Genomic DNA, 13,401 nt, shown 5'->3' with positions numbered 1-13,401 from the left:
GTTCCTAGGTTCCTTCCATTCGGGTGCATCCCCGCCGGCAGCGTCGCCGGTACGCCGGAGCACCGCTCGCCCGAAGGTGCCGCAGGAGTTCCGCCATGACTGTTGAACCCTCGCTCGAACCCTCGCTCGACCCCTCGCTCGGTCAGGGCAGCCCCGCTTCTCCCGGTCAGAACACCGCGACCCGCGAGACCTTGGAGGACTACACCCTCCGGTTCGCGCCGCGCAGCTACCGCAAGTGGTCAACCGGTGTCGTCGCCGTCTCGGCCCTCGGCGGGATCGCGTACCTCGCCGACTTCGCGATCGGCGCGAACATCGGCATCTCGTACGGGACGACCAACGCGCTGTGGGGTATCGCGATCTTCGCGGTGGTCATCTTCGCGACCGGCCTGCCGCTGGCGTACTACGCCGCGCGGTACAACATCGACCTCGACCTGATCACCCGCGGCAGCGGCTTCGGGTACTACGGCTCGGTCGTGACGAACGTGATCTTCGCGTCGTTCACGTTCATCTTCTTCGCGCTCGAAGGCTCGATCATGGCGCAAGGCCTGAACCTCGGGCTGCATGTGCCGCTCTGGCTCGGGTACGCCGTGTCCACACTCGTGATCTTCCCGCTGGTGATCTACGGGATGAAGGTGTTGTCGACGCTGCAGGTGTGGACGACGCCGCTCTGGCTGATCCTGATGGTGCTGCCTTTCGGCTATCTGGTCGTCTCACACCCGTCGTCGGTGTCGACGTTCTTCGACTACGGCCCGGACGCCGACTTCGGATCGATGCTGCTCGCGGCCGGCGTCTGCCTGTCGCTGATCGCGCAGATCGCGGAACAGATCGACTACCTGCGGTTCATGCCGCCGAAGACACCCGAGAACTCGCGCCGCTGGTGGACCGCCGTACTGCTCGCCGGCCCCGGCTGGGTGATCTTCGGCGCGCTGAAGCAGATCATCGGGCTGTTCCTCGCCGTCTACATCATCGCCCGAGTCGACGGCGGCACCGCGATCGCGAACCAGCCGGTACACCAGTTCCTGGAGATCTACCGCGACTTCCTGCCGGGATGGCTGGCGATGACGCTGGCCGTCGTACTCGTGGTCATCAGCCAGGTCAAGATCAATGTGACCAACGCGTACTCCGGTTCGCTCGCCTGGACGAACTCGTACACGCGGCTGACCCGGCACTACCCCGGCCGGCTCGTGTTCCTCGGGTTCAACCTGGTGATCGCGCTGGTGCTGATGGAGGCGAACATGTTCGACTTCCTCAACACCATCCTCGGGTTCTACGCGAACTGCGGGATGGCGTGGATCGTGGTCGTTGCCTCCGACATCGTCTTCAACAAGTACCTGCTGAAGCTGTCGCCGAAGGCGCCCGAATTCCGTCGCGGCATGCTGTACGCCGTCAACCCGGTCGGCTTCGTCTCGATGGCGGCGGCCGCGGGTGTCTCCATCCTGGTCTTCTTCGGCGGCCTCGGCGACACGATCAAGCCGTACTCACCACTGGTCGCGATCGGCCTGGCCCTGGTCCTGCCGCCCGTCCTCGCGATCATGACCCGCGGCAAGTACTACCTCCGCCGCCCCGACGACGGCCTCGACCTCCCCATGTACGACGAACACGGCAACCCGTCCGGCGAAGTACTCACCTGCCACGTCTGCCGCCAGGACTACGAACGCCCCGACATGACCGCCTGCCAAACCCACGCCGCCGCCGTCTGCTCCCTATGCCTGAGCACAGACAAGGTGTCCGACCACGTTTTACCGTTGCCATCGTGAACTTCACTCCAGCTGATGTTGAGAAGCTGCTGCTCTCCGTGGCCGGCATAGTTGCTCGTGACCGGCTGGCGCGGGGGGTGCTGCTGAACCACCCGGAGGCGGTGGCGTTGCTGAGCACGTGGGTGATCGAGAGGGCACGTGAGGGTGCCCGCGTCGCCGACCTGATGGAGAGCGGCCGCCTGGTGCTTACTCGAGATCAGGTGATGCCGGGGGTAGCCGAACTCCTGCACGACGTACAGGTCGAAGCGACCTTCCCGGACGGCCGGAAGCTTGTCACCATTCATGATCCGATCATCTGAGGGAGAGATATGAGTGCTCCGGGTGAGATTCGCGTTCGTCCTGGGACCATCACGTTGAATGCGGATCGGTCGGAGGAAGAACGGTTGCGCTTGGTGATCGTGAACACGGGTGACCGGCCGATCCAGATCGGGTCGCATCTGCATCTGCCTGATGCCAATACCGCGCTCGCGTTCGACCGGGAGGCCGCGCGTGGGTTCCGGCTCGACATACCGTCGGGGACGTCGCAGCGCTTCGAGCCCGGGGCGTCACGCGAGGTGGATCTGGTGGCACTGAGAGGTAACCGTCAGGTGCCGGGGATTCAGGAGAAGCGTGATGGTTGAGATTTCGCGGGCGGCGTATGCGGCGTTGTACGGGCCTACCGTCGGGGATCAGGTTCGGTTGGCTGATACCGACTTGTGGGTGGAGGTTGAGCAGGACTTCACCGTCGGCGGCGAGGAGGTGGTGTTCGGGGGCGGGAAGTCGATTCGGGAGTCGATGGCGCAGGGTACGGCGACGCGGGCCAAGGGTGCGCCGGACACCGTGATCACGAACGTGCTTGTGGTGGACTGGTGGGGCATCGTGCGAGCCGACGTCGGGATTCGCGACGGCCGCATCGTCGCGCTGGGTCGTGCCGGGAACCCGGACATCGCGGACGGCGTACACCCCGACCTTCGCATCGGCCCGTCCACCGACGTGATCGCAGGCGAGGGTCGCATCCTCACCGCCGGCGCGATCGACTCGCACGTCCATCTGCTCTCCCCGTCGCAGCTGCACGAGGCCCTCGCAACCGGGATCACCACGATCGTCGGCGGTGGGACCGGGCCGAGCGAGGGTTCCAAGGCGACCACGGTCACCCCCGGCGCGTGGCACCTCGAGCAGATGCATCGCGCGCTGGACGCCGTGCCGCTCAACATCCTCCTGCTCGGCAAGGGCAACACGGTCAGCGCGGACGCCCTCGCGGAGCAGGCGCTCGCGGGTGCGGCCGGCTACAAGGTCCACGAGGATTGGGGCTCGACGCCGGCCGCGATCGACTCCGCACTGCGCGCCGCGGACGAGTGGGGCCTGCAGGTCGCGCTGCATGCGGACAGCCTGAACGAGGCCGGTTACGTCGAGTCGACGCTCGGCGCGATCGCGGGCCGGTCGATCCACGCGTTCCACGTCGAGGGCGCCGGCGGTGGTCACGCGCCGGACATTCTCTCGATCGCGGCGTACCCGCACGTCATTCCCGGATCCACCAACCCGACCCTGCCGCACACCGTGAACACGGTCGCCGAGCACCTCGACATGCTGATGGTCTGCCACCATCTCAGCCCGGACGTCCCGGAGGACCTCGCGTTCGCGGAGTCGCGGATCCGGGCCACCACGATCGCGGCGGAGGACATCCTGCACGACCTCGGCGCGCTCTCGATCACCTCGTCGGACGCGCAGGCGATGGGCCGGATCGGCGAGGTGATCACCCGCACCTGGCAGGTCGCGCACGTGATGAAGCACCGCCGCGGCGCGCTCGCCGGCGAGCTTCCCGCCGACAACGAGCGGGTACGCCGGTACGTCGCGAAGTACACGATCAACCCGGCTGTTGCCCACGGCATCGACCACGAGGTCGGCTCGGTGGAGGCCGGCAAGCTGGCGGACCTCACCCTCTGGGATCCGCGGTACTTCGGGGTCCGCCCGAGCCTGGTGATCAAGAGCGGCGCGATCGCGTGGGCCGCGCTCGGCGACCCGAACGCGTCGATCCCGACGCCGCAGCCGGTGCTGATGCGGCCGGCGTTCGGCGACGCGATCGGCGCGGATCTCTCGTACACGTTCGTGTCACCCGCGGCGCTGGAGGACGGGCTGGCCGAACGGCTGCAGTTGCGCCGGCGGCTGCTCGGCGTACGGCCGACGCGGGAAGTCGGCAAGGCGGACATGAAGAACAACAGCGCGCTGCCGAGCATCGAGATCGATCCGGAGACCTTCGCGATCGAGGTCGATGGAGAGCTCGTGGAGCCGTCGCCCGCGGAGGTGCTTCCGCTCGCCCAGTTGTACGCGATGTTCTGATGGGTACGGCGGAGTTGGTCGCGCTGATGCTCGCCGACGGACGCCTACCGACCGGCGGCCACACCCAGTCGGCGGGCCTCGAGCCTGCCGTGCGCGCCGGACTGGGCGCCGATGGCAAGCAGCTGTACGAGGTCCCGGCCTACGCCCGCGACCGGATCCGGACAGTCGCCCGCGTCGACGCCGCGGTCGCCGTCCTGGCCCGCCACGTAGTCCTCACCACCGCCACACCAGCGAGTCGTGCGGATTGGTCGACACCCCCTTCGCCGAGTCGTGAAGCCTGGTTGCCGAATCACAACCCCAACTCACGACTCGACGCCGACCGGCTCGAGGCGGTCGAGCCGCCGGGTGGAAGGCCGCGTGGAAGGCCGGGTGGGCTTGGTGGGTTGGGGGTGGTGGAGGGGGCTTGGGCTGGGCGGACGTCTTCGCATGTGGTGCGGGGGGTGGTTCGGCGGCAGGGGCGGTTGTTGTTGCGGCTGGCGGGGCGGGTTTGGCCGGGGGTGACCGAGTATCTGCCGGCTGATCGGGAGGTTGCGCGGCCGATTGTGTTGGGGGTCGTGGCGGCGGTGACGGGGATGTCGGCGGAGCAGGTGGCGCGGGTTAGTGCGTACGACGATGCGCAGACCGTGGTTTCCGCGTCGTTGAAGCTGCTGCCGGTGGACCCCGCCGAGGCCGCCACCTGGCTCGCCGCCCTCCACGACGACATCGAAGAGCTTGTCGCCGACGTCGCGCCGCTGACCGACGTCGACAAGATCCCCGCCAACGCCGCCCCGCTGATTGATATTCACGCACAGAACCACGCGACCGAGAGAATGAGGTTGTTCCATGCCTGAGACCCGCTCCTTCCGGCTAGGTGTCGCCGGCCCGGTCGGCACCGGCAAGAGCTCGCTCATCGCGACGATCTGCCGCGAACTCGCCGACGAGCTCCGCCTGGGCGTGATCACCAACGACATCTACACCGACGAGGACGCCCGCCTGCTGCGCTCCGCCGGCGTACTCGACCCGGCCCGGATCCGCGCCGTCGAGACCGGCGCCTGCCCGCACACCGCGATCCGCGACGACGTCACCCCGAACCTGATCGCGGTCGAGGACCTCGAGCGCGACTTCGCCCCGCTGGACGTCGTGCTCGTCGAGTCCGGCGGCGACAACCTCACCGCGACCTTCTCCCCCGCGCTCGTGGACGCCCAGATCTTCGTCCTCGATGTCGCCGGCGGCGGTGATGTCGCGCGCAAGGGCGGACCGGGGATCGCCCGGGCGGATCTGCTCGTCGTGAACAAGACCGACCTCGCGCCGTACGTCGAAGTGGACGTCGAGCAGATGGTGAAGGACGCAGAGGCCGCCCGCGACGGGAAACCCGTCCTCGCGCTCTCCCGAAAAGATCCCGCCTCGATCGCCAGGCTCAAGGAATGGGTCCGGAACATGACGGCCCACGTGAGGACCGGCGATCACACGCCGGTCGACCCCGGTCCGATGGCGCCGCACTCTCATATCGGCGAGGACGGCAGCGTGATCACCCATGTCCACACGCATTGACGTCACGGCCGACCCAGTCCGCGACCGCTGCCTGCTGACGACCGACCACCTGTCGCCCCGGCGGCTGCACGGTCCGCCGGGCGTGGTCCGCGTCGCCCTCGTCGCGGCAGGCGCGCTCCTGCTCGCGGGCGACGAAGTACGCATCGAGATCGCGGTCTCCGGTCCCACAAGGCTCGAGATCGTCGAGACGGCCGGCACTGTCGCCTACGCGATGCGCGGCGGTTCCGCCCGCTGGGACGTAGACATCCGCCTCACCGACGGCGCCAGCCTCCAGTGGTACGCCGAACCGTTCGTCGTCTCCGCCGACGCCGACGTCACCCGCACGACGACCGCACGCCTCGAGACCGGGTGCACCGCTCAGCTGCGCGAGTCCCTCGTCCTCGGACGGTACGGCGAGGTCGGCGGCACACTCCGTACGGCGACCCGCGCCTGGCTCGACGACGACCTCCTGCTCGCCGAAGACCTCGACCTGTCCCCCGAGACCCGCAGCGGCTGGGCGATCCTCGGACCGGCCCGTTGCCTCGATACCGTCACCACCCTCGGGTTCCGCCTGCCGGACACGCCGCACACGCTCCAACTCGAAGGATCCGGCTCGATCGCCCGGCAACTGCTGCACGAGCAACACGAGAGCGATCTCGTCCAGACGCCTGTGTGATGGTCAGCGGGGCTCCGCGGACTTAGTCTGGACCGGTTCGGCAACTGCGGCGTTCCGGAAGTTCGTCGTGGTCTCACCGCTGGGAGGGCGGACGGACGGTGGAACATGGCGGCGGAGCAGAGGCGGCACGACCACAACCGACGGCGCTGCTCGGGCGCCGGTCCGAACGCGCCGTACTCGACCAGCTACTCGCCGATGTCGGTAACGGCGGCAGCCAGGTGCTCGTCGTCCGCGGAGAGGCCGGTGTCGGGAAGACCGCACTGCTGAACTACGCCACCGACTCGGCGCCGGATCTGCGGCTGCTGCGCGCGGTCGGCGTCCAGTCGGAGATGGAGCTGGTGTTCGCTGCTCTGCACCAGCTGTGTATGCCGCTGCTCGACCGGATGAAGCGAATCCCTGAGCCGCAGCGCCGGGCGCTCGCGACGGTCTTCGGACTTGCTCCCGGGCCCGCGCCGGATCGGTTCATGGTCGGGCTCGCCGTACTCAGTCTGATCTCCGATCTCGCCGCCGAGCAGCCGGTGCTGGTCGTCGTCGACGACGCTCAGTGGCTCGACTCCGCGACCGCTCAGACCCTCGGGTTCGTCGCCCGCCGGATCGGGAACGAGGCAGTCGGTCTGTTGTTCGGCGCGCGCGAGGTCGGTGTGGAGCTGAACGGTCTCCCGGACCTGGCGGTCGACGGGCTGCCGGACGACGAGGCGCGCGCGTTACTCGGCTCGGCGGTCGAGTTCCTGCTGGACGCTCCGATCCGGGACCGCATCGTCGCCGAGACCGGTGGCAACCCGTTGGCGTTGCTGCAGTTGCCTCGGGGCCTGACGGCGACCCAGTTGGCGGCCGGGTTCGGTCTGCTGGGTGGGCAGGGGTTGCCGGGGCGGATCGAGCAGAGCTTCCTGCGGCAGGCCGATGAGCTGCCGCCGCCGACGCGACGGCTGCTGCTGGTCGCCGCGGCCGAGCCGGTGGGCGATCCGGTTCTGGTACGCCGGGCCGCCGATCAGCTCGGGATCGATGCCGCGTTCGCGGAGATCGACGGCCTGTTGAGCTTGGGTGAGCGGGTGACGTTCCGCCATCCGCTGGTGCGGTCGGCCTTGTACGGGTCGGCGTCGGTGACGGAGCGTCGCGCCGTACATCTGGCGCTCGCTGGCGCTACGGATTCGGTCGCTGATCCTGACCGGCGGGCCTGGCATCTGGCTGCGGCCGCGACCGGGCCCGACGAGGCGGTTGCCGTCGAGCTGGAGCGGTCCGCTGATCGCGCGCAGGCGCGCGGCGGGTTCGCGGCGGCCGCGGCGTTTCTGCAGCGGGCGGTCGCCCTGACGCGTGATCCGGTACGCCGGACCGAGCGCGCACTCGCCGGAGCACAGGCGAGCGTGCAGGCCGGCGCGTTCCGGACCGCCTGGGAGCTGCTCGCGACGGCGGAGGCGGGCCAGCTCGACGATCTCGGTCGCGCACGGATCGACCTGCTCCGCGCCGAGGCGGCCTTCGCCCAGCAGCGCGGCCGGGACGCCCCTGGCCTGCTGCTGCGCGCCGCCCGCACGCTCGAACCCCTCGACGCGCGCCTGGCCCGTGACACCTACCTCGACGCCTGGAGCGCAGCGCTCTTCGCAGGCCAGTTGGCGGCAGGCACCGGCCTCCGCGAAGTCTCCCAAGCCGCGATGGCCGCGCCGCGCCCCGACGCGCCCGAGCGCAGTTCTGATGTGTTGCTGGATGGGTTCGCGTTGTTGTTCGCGACCGGGCGCGATGAGGCGGTGCCGTTGCTCAAGCGGGCTGCCCGCGCGTTCGGCGACGGGGAGGTTTCGGCCGAGGAGATTCTGCGCTGGGGGTGGCTGGCTACGGCTGCGGCCGCGACTGCGTGGGACATCGAAGCCTGTCTGGCGGCATCCGTCCGCCAGGTGGAGACAGCGCGAGGCGCCGGGGCGCTGGCCGTACTCGCGGTCGGCGTCAACGTGCTCGGGCAGGTGTTCGCGATGGCGGGAGACTTCGCCGAAGCGACCTCGCTCCGCGCCGAGGCAGACGCCGTACGCGAGGCCACCGGCACCCACATCGGGCCGTACGGCGCGCTCGTGCTGAGCGCGCTGCAAGGACGCCCGGACGACGCGTTCCCGTTGATCGACGACACCATCGCGCGGACGACGGCCGAGGGTCAGGGTACGGCGGCGCAGTACGCGCGCTGGGCGAAGTCCGTCGTTCTGAACGGACTCGGTCACCACGCCGAAGCGTTGCCCTGGGCAACTCTCGCCGCCGAGGACACACCGGAACTGTTCGTGTCCTCCTGGGCGCTGAGCGAGCAGATCGAAGCCGCCGCACACAGCGGGCACCTCGACGAGGCGGCCGCCGCCCTCGCCCGCCTGCAGGAGAAGACACGCGGCACGGACGAACCCTGGGGACTCGGCGTCGAAGCACGTGCCCGCGGGCTGGTCCACAAGTCGGAGGAGGCGTATTCGGAGGCGATCGAGCACCTGAACGGCACCCGGCTGCGCCCGGACCTCGCCCGCACCCACCTGCTGTACGGCGAATGGCTGCGTCGGCAGACGCGCCGCGGCGACGCCCGGACCGAGCTGCGTACGGCGTACGAGATGTTCTCCGAGATCGGCATGACCGCCTTCGCCGACCGGGCCCGCCGCGAGCTCCAGGCGACCGGCGAGACGGTACGCCGGCGCGCGGCCGCCTCGACCGCGGGCGACGAGCTCACCCCGCAGGAACGCCAGATCGCCCTGCTCGTCCGCGACGGCCTCTCCAATCCCGAAGTGGGCACCCGCCTGTTCCTCAGCCCCCGCACAGTCGAGTGGCACCTCCGGAAGATCTTCGACAAGCTCTCGATCAGCTCCCGCCGCCAACTCCGCGACGCACTCCCCGAAGCCGGCTAGCCCGGGATCAGCTGCTGTCCGCCGTCGACGTCGTACGTCGCGCCGGTCAGAGCCGTGTTCGTCATCAGGTGGACGACCAGCGCCGCCACGTCCTCGGGGCCGACAACTCGCCCGATCGGCAAGGTGGCCCGTAGCTGCGCGCGACGCTCCTCGAGCTGGTCTCCGAGCAGCCGCGCCGACAGCGGCGTGTCGACGAAGCCGGCGGCGACCGTGTTCACCCGGACCGGGGCGATCTCGACGGCCGCGTTCGCCACGATCGCGGACTGCGCGGCCGTCGCGATGGCAGCGAGCATCAGCCCGACCCCCGGCCGCCGCGCGCCCGTACCGCTGATGAACGTCAGCGACCCGCCCGCACGAACCCTGCCGATGCACAACCGGGCGATCCGCAACGAGCCGACCAGATGCTGGTTGATGAACCGCTCGGCTTCCTGCAGATCGAGCTCGGCGAGCGGCGCGTAGAACGGACCGCTCCCGCCCATCAGGATGTGGTCGAGCTGCTCGGGCAGCTCGCCGAACACCCGTTCGACGTCCGCCGAATCATCCAGGTCGACGGTCAGCGCGCTCTCGGCACCGACTTCGACGGCCGCCTTCTCGAGCCGCTCGCGGTCACGTCCGGTGATGATGACCCGTGCGCCGTTCGCACGGGCCAGCCTCGCGGTCTCGAGCCCGATGCCGGCACTGCCGCCCATCACGACCACGACCTGCCCGGCGAGACTCGTAGTTGGCTCAGACATCGTGCTCTCCTAGTTCGAATCAGTTGGATACCGGTACGGCGCAACCGTGCACGCGAGGTGTCGCCGGAAGCTGAGCGGCGGACGGGCGACCGCGGGCGACGAACACCATCGTGATCACCGCGGCGACAACGCTCAACGCTGCCATCACGAGCATGGCCGCCTGGTACCTGTTCGCCAACGGCCCGGCCAGCTCGTCCGAGCTGCCCACGCCCAGCAGCGCAGGAACGAGCGCGATCAGAATCACCCCGCCGACGCGCGACGCGGCATCGTTGATCGCGGATGCCTCGCCCAGATCGGCATCGTCGACAGCTGCCAGCACACCGGCTGTCAGTGGAGCGACCGTCAACCCGATGCCGAGACCCCACAACAATGCGCCAGGGAGGATCGCCTGCACATAGCTTTGGCCGGGCTGCGCAGCGGACAGCCAGGCGAACCCACCGGCCACGATCAGGATGCCGATGGCCATCGGCCAACGCGTGCCGACCCGTGCGACCAGACCGCCGACGAACGGCGAGACCAGCAGGAACACAGCAGACTCCGGAATCAGCGCCGCACCCGCCTCGGTGGCGCTGTAGCCCAGGCGCAGCTGACATTGCAGGACAACCAGGTAGCTGGCGGCTGACAACGCGCCGTAGAAGAGGAGGGTCGCGGCGTTGATCGCGACGAACTGCCGGATCCGGAACAGCGCCGTACGCAGCATGGGCGCCGACTGTCTGTTCTCCACCGGAATCAGTGCGACCAGGCAGACCACGCCGAGGACAGCCGACACCAGGACCGGAGCACTGGCCCAGCCTGACGCCGGTCCAGCCGTCAACGCGTAGATCACGCCGCCCAACCCGACCGCGGTGAGCAAAGCACCCGCGACGTCGACCGACAGGGGACGTCGTTCACGCGCAACCTCCGGTACGCCGCGCAGGACCCACAATCCCGCCGCGATCAGCGGGACATTCAGGAGGAACACGTACCGCCACGAGCCGTGGTCGATCAACCAGCCGCCGCCGTACGGGCCGAGCGTCGTACCGAGGGTCGACAGACCGGCCCAGACACCGATCCCCTTGGCGCGGTCGGCCGACTGAAGCGTCCCGTTCAGCAACGCAAGACTGCTCGGTACGACGAGCGCCCCGCCGGCGCCTTGAACCACTCGCGCCGCGATCAGGGCGCCGCCGTTAGGGGCCGCCGCGCAGCACAGCGACGCGACCAGCATGACGATCAGACCGGCGACGAGAATGCGCCGCCAGCCGAAATGGTCGGCGAGGGCGCCGGCCAACAGGAGCAGCGACGCGACGGTGACGAGGTACCCGGTCAGCACCCATTGGAGCTCGCTCACACCGATCTCCAGGTCGCGGCCGATCGCCGGGATCGCGACGTTGATCATGTAGGCGTCGATGAACCCGACCATCGACGCCAGCACGGTCGCGGCGACAAGCAGAGCGCCGGCCCTCCCCCGTAACGCGACCAGCCCCGAGCCGGTCACCGCAGGCTCACTCATCCGACCTCCCAGGCGTGTCTGCTCCACGATCGAGCCGACGGACCGCGTTGCGCCACTGTTCCGGTCCCTGGTCGCACCAGACCAGGGACACTCCCTGGCCCGCGCACGGCGTGCTCCGCGCGAGCCTGGATGCATTCGAAGGGAGCCCGAATCTGATGGGTGAGTACGACGTGATCGTCCTCGGAGCCGGTGCTCCGGGAGAACACTGCGCGGCAGCGCTGACCAAGGGCGGTGCCAGCGTTGCGATCGTCGAGCGCGAACTGCTCGGTGGCGAGTGCTCCTATTGGGCCTGCATCCCGTCGAAGACCCTGCTGCGACCGGGCGAGGCGCTGGCCGAGGCTCTCGACGTTCCCGGGGCGCGGGAGGCCGTCACCGGATCGCTCGACACTCACGCTGCACTCGGCTGGCGTGACTTCATGGTGTCGAACTACGACGACGCCGGCGCGGTGTCGTGGGCCAAGAGCGTCGGCCTGGAGGTTATCCGCGGCCACGGTCGGCTGGCGGGGCCGCACACGGTCGCGGTGGACGACCGGACGCACACAGCCGAACACATCGTGATCGCGTGCGGTGCCGATCCGGTGATCCCGCCCGCTCCGGGGCTGCGTGAGCTGCCTGGCGTGTGGACGAACCGGGACGTGACCGGGCTGGTCGACGTACCGGACCGGCTGCTCGTCCTCGGCGGTGGGGCGACTGGTATCGAGATGAGTCAGGCGCTGGCGCGGATGGGATCAACCGTGACGGTGATCGAGCGCGACGACCACCTGATGCCTCGTGAACCGCGGGCCGTCGGCGAGGCGATCGCGGTCGCGCTGACGGCCGACAAGGTCGACGTACGGACGGGGACCACTGCGGAGCGCGCTCGCCTCGACGGGGCGACGTACGTGATCGAGCTGAGCGACGGGACCCAGGTCGAGGGCGACCAGATCCTGGTCGCGACAGGCCGACGGCCGCGCGTCGACGACATCGGGCTGGAGACCGTCGGCATCGTCGCGAATCCGCGGGGTATCGCGGTCGACGACAGACTGTCGGCCGGGACCAACCTCTGGGCGATCGGCGACGTCACGGGCCTGTGGCAGCTGACCCACGTCGGTGAGTACCAGGGTCGCGTTGCCGCGAGCAACATTCTCGGCAGGCCGCGGACCGCGGACTACCGGGCGGTGCCGCGCGTCGTGTACAGCTATCCGCAGGCCGCGTCGGTGGGTGATGCCGAGGGACCGTACACGAGCACGATCCAGTTGTCCGGCGTGCCGCGCACCTCGACGTACCTGCGCTCCTACGACACGCAGCCGGGCTTCCTCACCCTCGTCTCCGACGGAACCGTCATCACCGGCGCCTACGCGGTCGGCCCCGAAGCCGGCGAATGGCTCCAGCAAGCTACCCTCGCCATCCGCGCGAGGATCCCGATCCCCGTCCTCCTCGACGTCATCCAGCCGTTCCCCACCTTCTCCGAATCCTTCCTCCAGGCTCTCCGCCAACTAGCCAACGAGTGAGCTTCGCCGCCTCAGAGGGCTGGTGTCATCAGGGCGAGCATTGTTGCCATACCGGCGCAGGAGAGGCCGTGGCAGCCGCACAGGGCTCGGTGGCCTGGGGTGCGGGCGGCGTGGACGACCCACCAGATGGCGGTGATGACGAGGAGGCCGACGGCGGACCAGCTGAGCAGCGTGGTCCAGGCCTCGCCGGACATCAGGCGGGGCATCGCCGCCAGCATCCACACCATGCCGAGGTTCATGCCGGCGTGAGCCATCGCACCGGCGCGCTCGGGGACGGTCTCCAAGCCGGACAGGTGGTAGAAGAAGGCGACCGCGAGCCCGCTGAAGACTGCCATCTGCGCCCACTGGCCGGTCGCCGCCATCGGCCACCACAGCATCACGAGCATGGCCGGGCTCATCAAGGCATGGCTCACGTCGACGACGGTCTCGATCCCCTGCCAGCGCCTCGTGCTCAGCCGCCAAACGCCGTACAGACCCGTCGCAGCGAAGACCGCGGTCAGGACAATCGTCCAGGCTCCAGTCACCACGCCCCTCTAACTCCAGCCGTTGCAAAGAAGTTCCGCTGCTGGGAA

At 69.3% G+C, this 13,401-nt stretch carries 13 protein-coding genes; 9 read left to right on the top strand and 4 right to left on the bottom strand.

From position 1 onward, the window contains the following. Nucleotides 1-95: 95 nt before the first annotated feature. From AB0J62_RS24520 to AB0J62_RS24505, 4 genes are read left to right on the top strand one after another with little or no spacing between them, the layout of a single operon-like run. Nucleotides 96-1,757, top strand: a complete 1,662-nt coding sequence (locus tag AB0J62_RS24520; protein ID WP_363875378.1) for a hypothetical protein — start codon at nucleotides 96-98, stop codon at nucleotides 1,755-1,757. Then, a complete protein-coding gene (locus AB0J62_RS24515) occupies nucleotides 1,754-2,056 on the top strand; it encodes an urease subunit gamma (protein WP_363875375.1) in 303 nt (100 codons plus the stop codon). Before AB0J62_RS24520 ends, AB0J62_RS24515 begins: the two co-directional genes overlap by 4 nt. A 9-nt stretch (nucleotides 2,057-2,065) precedes the next feature. Then, nucleotides 2,066-2,377, top strand: a complete 312-nt coding sequence (gene ureB, locus AB0J62_RS24510; protein WP_363875372.1) for an urease subunit beta — start codon at nucleotides 2,066-2,068, stop codon at nucleotides 2,375-2,377. Continuing rightward, the gene (locus tag AB0J62_RS24505; protein ID WP_363875369.1) at nucleotides 2,370-4,073 is read left to right on the top strand and encodes an urease subunit alpha; all 1,704 of its coding nucleotides are present in this window, start codon (nucleotides 2,370-2,372) and stop codon (nucleotides 4,071-4,073) included. Before ureB ends, AB0J62_RS24505 begins: the two co-directional genes overlap by 8 nt. 44 nt (nucleotides 4,074-4,117) lie before the next feature. Here the strand turns inward: AB0J62_RS24505 and AB0J62_RS24500 are convergent, their stop codons facing one another. Continuing rightward, nucleotides 4,118-4,279: a hypothetical protein gene (locus AB0J62_RS24500; RefSeq protein ID WP_363875903.1), complete on the bottom strand. Its 162-nt coding sequence runs from the start codon at nucleotides 4,277-4,279 to the stop codon at nucleotides 4,118-4,120. 183 nt (nucleotides 4,280-4,462) lie between these two features. On the opposite strand from AB0J62_RS24500, the gene AB0J62_RS24495 reads away from it, so the two are divergent. The 4 genes from AB0J62_RS24495 to AB0J62_RS24480 all read left to right on the top strand — a co-directional run bounded on the left by AB0J62_RS24495 (nucleotide 4,463) and on the right by AB0J62_RS24480 (nucleotide 9,116). Further along, entirely contained in the window at nucleotides 4,463-4,903 is a 441-nt protein-coding gene (locus AB0J62_RS24495) for an urease accessory UreF family protein (protein WP_363875897.1), read from the top strand. Then, nucleotides 4,896-5,603 carry an urease accessory protein UreG gene (gene ureG, locus AB0J62_RS24490; RefSeq protein ID WP_363875366.1) on the top strand — a complete coding sequence of 236 codons (708 nt, stop codon included), beginning with the start codon at nucleotides 4,896-4,898 and terminating at the stop codon, nucleotides 5,601-5,603. The genes AB0J62_RS24495 and ureG overlap by 8 nt, the downstream gene beginning before the upstream one ends. Then, nucleotides 5,587-6,258, top strand: a complete 672-nt coding sequence (locus AB0J62_RS24485) for an urease accessory protein UreD (protein WP_363875363.1) — start codon at nucleotides 5,587-5,589, stop codon at nucleotides 6,256-6,258. The genes ureG and AB0J62_RS24485 overlap by 17 nt, the downstream gene beginning before the upstream one ends. 98 nt (nucleotides 6,259-6,356) lie before the next feature. Beyond that, nucleotides 6,357-9,116, top strand: a complete 2,760-nt coding sequence (locus tag AB0J62_RS24480) for an AAA family ATPase (RefSeq protein WP_363875360.1) — start codon at nucleotides 6,357-6,359, stop codon at nucleotides 9,114-9,116. Here AB0J62_RS24480 and AB0J62_RS24475 read toward each other — a convergent pair. Together AB0J62_RS24475 and AB0J62_RS24470 are read right to left on the bottom strand one after the other, a co-directional pair. Then, entirely contained in the window at nucleotides 9,113-9,850 is a 738-nt protein-coding gene (locus AB0J62_RS24475; protein WP_363875357.1) for an SDR family oxidoreductase, read from the bottom strand. The genes AB0J62_RS24480 and AB0J62_RS24475 overlap by 4 nt on opposite strands. 19 nt (nucleotides 9,851-9,869) lie before the next feature. Next, complete coding sequence (locus AB0J62_RS24470; protein WP_363875354.1) at nucleotides 9,870-11,339, bottom strand: MFS transporter; 1,470 nt, start codon at nucleotides 11,337-11,339, stop codon at nucleotides 9,870-9,872. A 155-nt stretch (nucleotides 11,340-11,494) separates the two neighbouring features. Here AB0J62_RS24470 and AB0J62_RS24465 point away from each other — a divergent pair, with 155 nt between their 5' ends. After that, nucleotides 11,495-12,829 carry an NAD(P)/FAD-dependent oxidoreductase gene (locus AB0J62_RS24465; protein WP_363875351.1) on the top strand — a complete coding sequence of 445 codons (1,335 nt, stop codon included), beginning with the start codon at nucleotides 11,495-11,497 and terminating at the stop codon, nucleotides 12,827-12,829. 11 nt (nucleotides 12,830-12,840) lie between these two features. Here AB0J62_RS24465 and AB0J62_RS24460 read toward each other — a convergent pair whose 3' ends face one another. Continuing rightward, nucleotides 12,841-13,353, bottom strand: coding sequence for a DUF5134 domain-containing protein (locus tag AB0J62_RS24460; RefSeq protein ID WP_363875348.1), 513 nt, complete (start codon nucleotides 13,351-13,353; stop codon nucleotides 12,841-12,843). Nucleotides 13,354-13,401 lie beyond the last annotated feature (48 nt).

Origin of the sequence: Kribbella sp. NPDC049584 (assembly GCF_040675555.1) — a bacterium.
Taxonomy (GTDB): Bacteria; Actinomycetota; Actinomycetes; order Propionibacteriales; family Kribbellaceae; genus Kribbella.
Note: the sequence above shows the minus strand (reverse complement) of the source record. Positions and strands in the feature narration are given on the sequence as shown.

Bases quoted from the DNA above. Each gene is read 5' to 3' on its own strand.
- AB0J62_RS24520 (WP_363875378.1), top strand. From the start codon at position 96: ATGACTGTTGAACCCTCGCTCGAACCCTCGCTCGACCCCTCGCTCGGT.
- ureB (WP_363875372.1), top strand. From the start codon at position 2,066: ATGAGTGCTCCGGGTGAGATTCGCGTTCGTCCTGGGACCATCACGTTG.
- AB0J62_RS24505 (WP_363875369.1), top strand. From the start codon at position 2,370: ATGGTTGAGATTTCGCGGGCGGCGTATGCGGCGTTGTACGGGCCTACC.
- ureG (WP_363875366.1), top strand. From the start codon at position 4,896: ATGCCTGAGACCCGCTCCTTCCGGCTAGGTGTCGCCGGCCCGGTCGGC.
- AB0J62_RS24485 (WP_363875363.1), top strand. From the start codon at position 5,587: ATGTCCACACGCATTGACGTCACGGCCGACCCAGTCCGCGACCGCTGC.
- AB0J62_RS24475 (WP_363875357.1), bottom strand. From the start codon at position 9,850: ATGTCTGAGCCAACTACGAGTCTCGCCGGGCAGGTCGTGGTCGTGATG.
- AB0J62_RS24470 (WP_363875354.1), bottom strand. From the start codon at position 11,339: ATGAGTGAGCCTGCGGTGACCGGCTCGGGGCTGGTCGCGTTACGGGGG.
- AB0J62_RS24465 (WP_363875351.1), top strand. From the start codon at position 11,495: ATGGGTGAGTACGACGTGATCGTCCTCGGAGCCGGTGCTCCGGGAGAA.